Annotated in this window: 6 protein-coding genes; 4 read left to right on the top strand and 2 right to left on the bottom strand. The window is 73.2% G+C overall.

Going from position 1 to position 7,371, the window contains the following annotated elements; translation table 11 throughout:
- Positions 1–939: PHP domain-containing protein (locus ACFU99_RS26175; RefSeq protein ID WP_384396136.1), on the top strand; the 939-nt coding region annotated here is incomplete at its 5' end.
- 57 nt (positions 940–996) lie between these two features.
- Positions 997–1,764 carry a nucleotidyltransferase domain-containing protein gene (locus ACFU99_RS26170; RefSeq protein ID WP_384396133.1) on the top strand — a complete coding sequence of 256 codons (768 nt, stop codon included), beginning with the start codon at positions 997–999 and terminating at the stop codon, positions 1,762–1,764.
- Between the two features lie 50 nt (positions 1,765–1,814).
- On the opposite strand, the gene ACFU99_RS26165 is transcribed toward ACFU99_RS26170, so the two are convergent.
- Positions 1,815–2,798, bottom strand: a complete 984-nt coding sequence (locus ACFU99_RS26165; protein WP_384396139.1) for an ATP-dependent DNA ligase — start codon at positions 2,796–2,798, stop codon at positions 1,815–1,817.
- Positions 2,799–2,906: 108 nt separating this feature from the next.
- On the bottom strand, positions 2,907–3,809 hold the full coding sequence (gene ligD, locus ACFU99_RS26160) for a non-homologous end-joining DNA ligase (protein WP_384396130.1): 903 nt from the start codon (positions 3,807–3,809) through the stop codon (positions 2,907–2,909).
- A 32-nt stretch (positions 3,810–3,841) separates the two neighbouring features.
- Here ligD and ACFU99_RS26155 point away from each other — a divergent pair, with 32 nt between their 5' ends.
- Both ACFU99_RS26155 and ACFU99_RS26150 read left to right on the top strand, forming a co-directional pair.
- The gene (locus ACFU99_RS26155) at positions 3,842–4,873 is read left to right on the top strand and encodes a Ku protein (RefSeq protein ID WP_384396127.1); all 1,032 of its coding nucleotides are present in this window, start codon (positions 3,842–3,844) and stop codon (positions 4,871–4,873) included.
- A 93-nt stretch (positions 4,874–4,966) separates the two neighbouring features.
- Entirely contained in the window at positions 4,967–7,336 is a 2,370-nt protein-coding gene (locus tag ACFU99_RS26150; protein ID WP_384396124.1) for a phosphoketolase, read from the top strand.
- The last annotated feature ends 35 nt before the right edge of the window (positions 7,337–7,371 follow it).

Raw genomic sequence — 7,371 nt, 5'->3', positions numbered from 1 at the left:
ACCGCCTCGGACGTCATCGCCGCGCTGCCGGCCGGGGAGCCCGCGGAGCGCGCTTCGTCCGGGACGCTGACGGGCCTGACGGGTATCGGCCCCAAGACCGCGCGAGTGGTGTCCGAGGCGCTCGCGGGCGAGATGCCCGAGTATCTGGCCCGGCTGGAGGCGGCGGCCGAGGCGCCGCTCGCGGAGGGCGGCGGCGCCCTGCGGAAGGCGCTGCGCGGCGACTGCCATCTGCACTCGGACTGGTCGGACGGCGGCAGCCCCATCGAGGCGATGGCCCGCGGCGCGCGATCGGTGGGCCATGAGTGGGCCGTGCTCACCGACCACTCCCCCCGGCTGCGGATCGCGAACGGGCTGACGTCCGAGCGGCTGCGGAAACAGATCGAGGCCGTGCACACGGTCGACCGGCGGCTCGGGAAGGGCTTCCGGCTGCTGACCGGCATCGAGTGCGACATCCTCGCCGACGGCTCGCTGGACCAGGAGCGGGAGCTGCTGGACCGCTTGGACCTGGTCGTGGCCTCGGCGCACTCCAAGCTCCGGATGGAGGAGGCGGCGATGACGCGGCGGCTGGTGGCGGCCGTCGCGAGCCCGCTGGTGGACGTCCTGGGGCATTGCACCGGGCGGCTCGTGACCGGAAAGGGGCGCCCAGAGTCGCGGTTCGACGCGGCGATGGTGTTCGCGGCCTGCGCGAGGTTCGGCACCGCGGTCGAGATCAACAGCCGGCCGGACCGTCTCGATCCGCCGCGCCGTCTGCTCCGCCAGGCCCTGGACGCCGGGGTCCTGTTCGCGATCGACAGCGACGCCCACGCGCCGGGCCAGCTGGACTGGCAGATCCTCGGCTGCGCCCGCGCCGAGGAGTGCGGCATCCCCGCCGAGCGCGTCATCAACACCTGGACGGCCCGCCGCCTCCTGGAATGGACCCGCACCCGGCGAACGCCATGACCGCCACGGGCCGCCCTCGGCGAAAGCGCCGCCGGCCCCGCCACTATCCTCTCCCCCATGCACCCGGACGACGACGAAGCCTTCGCAGCCCTCCTGACGGAACAGCTCGCGGGCCTGCCCGGCGTGCGGGCCGTCGCCTTGGGCGGGTCGCGGGCCACCGGCACCCACCGGCCGGACAGCGACTGGGACTTCGCCGTCTACTACCGGGGCGAGTTCTCCCCCGACAGTCTGCGCGCTCTCGGCTGGCCCGGGGAGGTCTCCGAGATCGGCGCGTGGGGCGGCGGGGTGTTCAACGGCGGGGCCTGGCTCACGGTCGGCGAGCGCCATGTGGACGTGCACTACCGCGATCTCGACGACGTCGAGCACCGGCTCGCCGAGGCCCGCGAGGGGCGGTTCGGCATCGAGCGGCTCATGTTCCATCTCGCCGGAATCCCGACGTACTTGGTCGTCGCCGAACTGGCCGTCAACAAGGTGCTCCACGGCGAGCTGCCCCGCCCCGAATACCCCGCGTCGCTGCGCCGCGCGGCGTACGAGCAGTGGCGGGGCACGGCCGAACTGACCCTCGCCTACGCCCGTTCCGCCCACGCCGAGCACGGACGGCTGACCGACTGCGCGGGCGCCATCGCCACCGCCGCCTGCCAGGCCGCGCACGCGGTGCTGGCGGCGCGGGGCGAGTGGGTCACGAACGAGAAGACGCTGCTCGACCGGGCGGGGCTGCGCGGCGTCGACGCCGTCCTGGCCGCACTCACCCCCGAGCCGAAGGCGCTCACGGCCGCCCTCGACGAGACGGGGGACCTGCTGAGGAGCGCGACCGAGTCCGCGTGACGGTACGTACGCGCGTATGCCCAGGGCCCCGGCCCGTACCGGGCGACCGGTCAGTCGATGTCCTCGGGCGCCAGGTCGGGTCGCAGCCGGTGCCATGACGGGTGCCGCAGGAGCCCGGCGCGCGTGCGGGTCGCGTACCCGATCTCACCGACCAGGCGCGGCAGCACCCACCGGGCGCCGGCCACCGGCGGCACGGTGTCGAAGGGGCAGTGGTCGATCGCGGAGATCCGCAGCAGTTCGGCGATGGCGGCGCGCTCGCGCTCGCTCCATCCGGTGCCGACGCTGCCGAGATAGCGCAGCGCGCCGCCGTCCTGGCGCTGTCCTACGAGCAGTGCTCCCGGGAGTCCGGTCAGCCGGCCCCGGCCCGGCACCCATCCGCCGACGATCGCGTCCAGCGTGCGGACGTGCCGGATCTTGATCCAGGCTCGGGAGCGGGTCCCCGGCTCGTACGCGGAGTCGGTCCGTTTGAGCACGATGCCTTCCAGGCCCTGCTCGCGGGTGGCGTCCAGCGCCTGTTGCGCGTGGCCGACGACCGCGGCCGGCGTCGACCAGTGCGCGCCCCGGAGGTCCAGCCCTTCCAGCAGGCGGCGGCGCTCGGCGTACGGGAGCCCGGTCAGGTCGCGGCCGTCGAGGAACATGGCGTCGAAGAGGATCAGCCGGACCGGGACGTCCCGCGCCAGGCGGGCGGTCTTGGCGGGCGATCCGGTGAGGGCCATGCGGGGCTGCAACCGCTCGAAGTCCGGGCGGCCCCGGCCGTCGAGCGCGACGATCTCCCCGTCCAGTACGGCGGTGGCGTCGCCGAGGGCGCCGCCCAGGGCGCTCAGCTCCGGGTACGCGCGGGTGATGTCGGCGCCGGAGCGGGCGCGCAGCTCCGCCGAGCCGTCCCCGGGCAGGTACAGCACGCTCCGCTGTCCGTCGTATTTGGTCTCCGCCGCCCACCGTTCCGCCGCTCCGGGCACCGGCAGCCGTCCCGCGGTCGCGAGCATGGGGGCGATCCGGGGCAGGGGCGCGGGCGGCGGGGACGGGCGGGCCATGGCCGAGATCTCGCCCGGCCCGGTGCGGTTCACACACGGTCGGCCGCCTTGTCCCCCGGACGGCGTACGGCCTGGTCGGCGCGGGGCCGCGACCGGTCGGCGACTGCCTCAGGGCAGCCGCTCCCGCGCCGCATCACCGAGAAGCGGGGCCAGCAGGTCGCCGCGCGCGGCCACCCGGTCCAGGACCTGTTCCGGCGTGAAGGCGAGGTCTCCCGGCGCGCGGCAGCTCTCGACCTCGTCCCAGTCGACAGGCGTCGCGATGCGCGGATGGTCGCGCAGCCGCAGCGTGTACGGCGCGGCGGTCGTCTTGGCGGTCGTGTTCTGCGACCAGTCGATCAGCACCTTCCCGGCGCGCGCGTCGCGCGCCATCGTCACGACGACCAGCCCGGGGTGTTCGTCCTCCATCCGGGTGGCCAGCTCCTTGGCGTACGCGCTGACGGCGCGGCCCGCCGCCGGGTGCAGCGGCGCGTACAGGTGCATCCCCTTCGAGCCGGAGACCACGGGGCGGGCCGTCAGCCCGTCGTCGTCCAGGAGCTGCCGCAGCCGCAGCGCGACCCGGCAGCACACCACCAGGTCCGTGCCGGGTCCGGGGTCGAGGTCGAGTACGAGGCGGTCGTGGCCGTCCGGTCCCGCGGCGCCGGTCCACTGCGGGACGTGGAATTCGTACGCGCCGAGGTTCGCCATCGCCACCAGGGTGGCGGTGGAGTCGACGGTGATGTGGTCGACGGGCCCGTCCTTGCCGGGTACGGGCACCAGGCGCACCCAGTCGGGGGTGCCGCCGGGCGGGTTCTTGGCGTACCAGGACTGCCCGGCGGGGCCTTCCGGGGCGCGGATGAAGGAGGCGGCGCGGTCGGCGGTGTGCGGCACCATCGCGGCGGCGATCGTCGCGTAGTAGTGCAGCAGCTGGGCCTTGGTGTGGCCCGAGGCGGGGAAGACCACGCGGTCCAGGTGGGTCAGGGAGAGGCGGTGGCCGTCGAACTCCACGGCCTGCCGGTCCTGCGATGTGGGCATAGTGTGGAAATTCCCCATGGAGGTACGAAATTATGCGAACCATGTGGAAAGGGGCGATTGGTTTCGGGCTGGTTTCCGTGCCGGTCAAGCTGTACGCGGCCACCGAGGACCACGGCGTCAGGCTCCACGAGGTCCACGACAAGGACGGCGGGCGCGTCCGCCGCCGGAGCGTGTGCTCCGTGTGCGGGGAGGATGTCGGCTACGAGCACATCGCCAAGGGCTACGAGGACGACGAGGGCCGCACCGCGATCCTGACCAAGGACGACCTGGCCGATCTCCCGCTGCCCAGCAAGAACCTCATCGATGTGCTCGCCTTCGTCGACGCCGACCACATCACGCCGCTGCAACTGGCGCGCTCCTACTACCTCGCTCCCGAGAACGGCGCGGCCAATAAGCCGTACGTGCTGCTGCGCGAGACGCTCAAGAAGACGGACCGGGTCGCCGTCAGCAAGATCACGATCCGGACGCGGGAGTCGCTGGCCCTGCTGCGCGTCCAGGACGACCTCATGATGGTGCACACCATGTACTGGCCCGACGAGATCCGCGACAGCGCCGGTCTCGCGCCGCCCGACTCCGTGACCGTGCGTCCGCAGGAGCTGAAGATGGCGACGAGCCTCATGGACACCCTCTCGGAGGACTTCGACCTCGACGGCCTGGAGGACGAATACCAGCGCGCCCTGGACGAGCTGGTCACCGCCCGGCTGGACAAGAAGAAGCCCGCCGCCAGGACGGAGACCACCGCCGCGCCGGACAATGTCATCGACCTCATGTCCGCCCTCCAGGCGTCGATCGACCGGGCGGACAACGAGGAGCGTGGCGAGAAGGGCGGCCGGACGGCGGCCCGTAAGACGTCCAAGTCCACCGGCCCGGCCAAGAAGTCCGCCGCGAAGAAGAGCACCACGAAGAGCGCCGGTTCGGCGAAGAGCGCTGCTTCGACGACGAGCGCTGGTTCGGCGAAGAGCACGGCGAAAAACACCGAGGCCAAGAAGAGCACGGCGAAGAAGGGCACCGTCAAGGCCGCGAAGAAGGCCGCCGCCAAGAAGTCGCCCCGGCGCGCGTCCTGAGGCGTGGCCGGTACCGCACCGTCCGGCCGCGCATGCCCGTGCGCGCTGCGGGGAGGCGGGCCATAGTCGCCCGTACCCGACGAAGGGCTGCTCATGGAGACGCGTACGCCGCTCGACGCGGACGAACTCGACCATCTGCTGGCGCACTGGCGCGCCCTCAACTACCTGGCCGCCTGCCAGCTGTATCTCACCGGGAACCCTCTGCTCCGCGAGGAGCTGCGGCCCGAGCACATCAAGCCCCGGCTGCTGGGGCACTGGGGCACCTGCCCCGGCCTCAACCTCGTCTACACCCACCTCAACCGGGTGATCACGGCCCGCGATCTCGACGCGGTCTGCGTGTGGGGCCCCGGCCACGGCGGGCCGGCCGTGCTGGCGGGCGCCTGGCTGGACGGCTCGTACGGCGACATGGACCCGGATCTCGGCCGGGACACCGCGGGGATGGCCCGGCTCTTCCGGCAGTTCTCCTTCCCCGGCGGGGTGCCGAGCCATGCGGCGCCCGAGGTGCCCGGCTCCTTCCACGAGGGCGGTGAGCTGGGCTATTCCCTCGCGCACGCCTACGGCGCGGCGCTCGACAACCCGCGGTTGCTGGCCGCCTGTGTGATCGGCGACGGCGAGGCCGAGACGGGGCCGCTCGCCGCGTCCTGGCACGCGAACAAGTTCCTCGACCCGGTCCACGACGGCGCTGTCCTGCCCATCCTGCACCTCAACGGCTACAAGATCGCCAACCCCACGGTGCTGGCCCGCCTGCCCCAGGACGAGCTGGACTCCCTGCTGCGCGGGTACGGTCACGAGCCGCTGCACGTCGAGGGCGACGACCCGGCCCGCGTCCACCAGGACATGGCCGCCGCGGTGGACCTGGCCCTCGACCGTATCGCCGCCCACCAGCGGGCGGCGCGCGTGGACGGCGAGAGGCGGCGGCCCCGCTGGCCCATGATCGTGCTGCGCACCCCGAAGGGCTGGACCGGGCCGGCGGAGGTGGACGGGCAGCCCGTCGAGAACACGTGGCGCGCGCATCAGGTGCCGCTGTCCGGTGTGCGGGAGAACGCCGACCACCGGCGGCAGCTGGAGAGCTGGCTGCGCGGCTACGCGCCGGACGAGCTGTTCGACCCCGACGGCCGCCCGCGCCCCGAGGTGCTGGCCTGCGTGCCCACGGGCGACCGCAGGCTCGGCGCCAACCCGCACGCCAACGGCGGCCGCCTCGTACGGGAGCTGCCGCTGCCCGACCTCAAGCACTTCGCCGTCCAGCTCGACAAGCCCGGCGACCAGGCGCACGAGCCGACGAAGGTGCTGGGCGGGCTGCTGCGCCAGGTGATGGCCGACACCGCCCAGCGGCGCGACTTCCGGGTGATGGGCGCGGACGAGACCGCCTCCAACCGGCTCCAGGACCTGTACGCGGCGACGGACAAGGCGTGGCAGGCCGAGACGCTCGCGACGGACGAGCATCTGGGGCCGCACGGGCGGGTGATGGAGGTGCTCTCCGAGCACCTGTGCCAGGGGTGGCTGGAGGGGTACGTGCTCACCGGGCGGCACGGGCTGTTCTCCTCGTACGAGGCGTTCGCGCACATCGTCGCCTCCATGGCCGCCCAGCACGTGAAGTGGATCGACAGCGCCCGCGCGGTCCCCTGGCGGGCCCCGGTGCCGGGCTTCAACTACCTGCTGACCTCGCACGTCTGGCGCCAGGACCACAACGGCTTCTCCCATCAGGACCCCGGCTTCATCGACCACATCCTGAACAAGAGCCCGCACGCGGTACGCGCGTACCTGCCGCCGGACGCCAACACCCTGCTGTGCGTGGCCGATCATGTGCTGCGGACGCGGGACACCGTCAACGTCGTGGTCGCCGGGAAGCAGCCGACGTTCGACTGGCTCGACCTGGAGCAGGCCCGCGCGCACTGCGCGCGCGGCGCGGGCGTCTGGGAGTGGGCGGGGACCGAGCGGCGGGGCGCGGGGCCGGACGTCGTCCTCGCCTGCGCCGGGGACGTGCCGACGCAGGAGACGCTGGCCGCGGCGGGGCTGCTCCGCGAGCACCTGCCCGAGCTGGCCGTGCGCGTCGTCAACGTCGTGGACATGACCCGGCTGATGCCGCAGGAGGACCATCCGCACGGCATGACCGACCGCGACTTCAGTGCCCTGTTCACCCCGGACCGGCCGGTGATCTTCGCGTACCACGGCTATCCCTGGCTGATCCACCGGCTCGCCTACCGGCGGCCCGGCCACGCCCATCTCCATGTGCGCGGCTACAAGGAGATGGGCACGACGACCACGCCGTTCGACATGGTCGTCCGCAACGACATGGACCGCTACCGGCTCGTCATGGACGTCATCGACCGGGTGCCGGACCTCGCCGTACGGGCCACCGGCGTGCGGCAGGCCATGGCGGACGTACGCGCCCGGCACCACGACTGGATCCGCGAGCACGGCACGGACCTGCCGGAGGTCGCCGACTGGCGCTGGCCCGGCTGAGGCCGCTCCCCCGCGGCAAGGGGAGGGACGGCCTC

This window comes from Streptomyces sp. NPDC057654 (assembly GCF_042800135.1).
In the GTDB taxonomy this organism is placed as follows: Bacteria; Actinomycetota; Actinomycetes; order Streptomycetales; family Streptomycetaceae; genus Streptomyces.
The sequence above is the reverse complement of the archived record's forward strand: the minus strand, read 5'-3'. Positions and strand labels throughout refer to the sequence as shown.

What these genes read in the sequence shown, in the direction of transcription:
- ACFU99_RS26155 (WP_384396127.1), top strand. Translation starts at nt 3,842, where the DNA reads ATGCGAACCATGTGGAAAGGGGCGATTGGTTTCGGGCTGGTTTCCGTG.
- ACFU99_RS26170 (WP_384396133.1), top strand. Translation starts at nt 997, where the DNA reads ATGCACCCGGACGACGACGAAGCCTTCGCAGCCCTCCTGACGGAACAG.
- ACFU99_RS26165 (WP_384396139.1), bottom strand. Translation starts at nt 2,798, where the DNA reads ATGGCCCGCCCGTCCCCGCCGCCCGCGCCCCTGCCCCGGATCGCCCCC.
- ligD (WP_384396130.1), bottom strand. Translation starts at nt 3,809, where the DNA reads ATGCCCACATCGCAGGACCGGCAGGCCGTGGAGTTCGACGGCCACCGC.
- ACFU99_RS26150 (WP_384396124.1), top strand. Translation starts at nt 4,967, where the DNA reads ATGGAGACGCGTACGCCGCTCGACGCGGACGAACTCGACCATCTGCTG.